This is a genomic window from Rhodanobacter spathiphylli B39 (genome assembly GCF_000264295.1).
In the GTDB taxonomy this organism is placed as follows: domain Bacteria; phylum Pseudomonadota; class Gammaproteobacteria; order Xanthomonadales; family Rhodanobacteraceae; genus Rhodanobacter; species Rhodanobacter spathiphylli.
Window position 1 is genome coordinate 1 of the sequence record NZ_AJXT01000102.1, and the last position, 1,056, is coordinate 1,056.

The 1,056-nt window shown below is 61.9% G+C and carries 1 protein-coding gene; it reads left to right on the top strand.

All coding sequences use genetic code 11. From position 1 onward, the window contains the following. The coding region (locus tag UU7_RS17130) for a transposase (protein ID WP_007810726.1) at window positions 1-905 on the top strand (905 nt) is incomplete at its 5' end. Window positions 906-1,056 lie beyond the last annotated feature (151 nt).

Here is a 1,056-nt window from a genome sequence, read left to right on the forward strand (position 1 = left end):
CCGACAAACTGCGCACGGCGCTGGCCACCACGACCGAACGCATCGGAGCCAAAGGCAAGCCGATCAAGCTGAACCTGACCGATGCCGAAAGCGCCACACTCAAGAGTGGTCGCGGCGTGCTGCAAGGCTATATCGGTGTCGCCGCCGTCGATGGCGAACATCAGGTGATCGTGGAGGCGCAGGCGCACGGCACCCCGCAAGAACACGATCTGCTCAAGCCGGTGATCGACGGTGTGCGCGAGCACTTGGCGGCGATCGGCGAGGCCGGTGCCGCCGATGAGTCTGCCTTCCTGGCGGACGCGGGCTACCACAGCGAGCGTGGCCTGAAAGCCTTGGCGGCTGACCGTATCGACGGCTATATCGCGGACGGCAACATGCGCAAGCGCGACCCGCGCTACGTCGACGCCGCTGTGCACAAGCCGGCGAGCCAGGCGAAGACCTTCCAGCCCAAAGACTTCATCTTTGACCGTGAACACGGCAGCTGTGTTTGCCCGGCTGGAAAGGCGCTCAAACTAAACAGCGCCAATGCCGTCATCAATGGACGCAAGGCCACCGTATTCAAAGGCACGTCCGTCACCTGCGAAGCATGTCCACTGCGCAGCCAGTGCCTGCGCAAACCTGATGTCACTGCCGTACGCCAGGTCGCCTTCTTCGAAGGCTCGGTAGCAAGCAAACTCCCCAACCCGCATTGCCGCGCCATGCGCGAGAAAATCGACAGTCCCGAAGGTCGAGCGATCTACGCCCATCGCATGGGATTGATCGAGCCAGTGTTCGGTCACATCCAGCAACGCGGCTTGCGCCGCTTCACGCTGCGTGGCCAGCGCAAGGTCGACACGCAGTGGAAGCTGTATTGCATCGTCCACAACGTGGCGAAACTACAGCTCTACGGCAAGTTGGCCGCGTAAGCCGAAGAACGCCCGTGAAACCCGTGCCATGCGGCCGTCTGGGCGGCCAAAAATCGCCTATCAGCGACAAACAAGAAGCGAGCGGAGCACTGCACGAAGCCGAAACGAAAAATCCGCCAGCACGGCGGACTCGTTTTGCAGATCAGTAAGG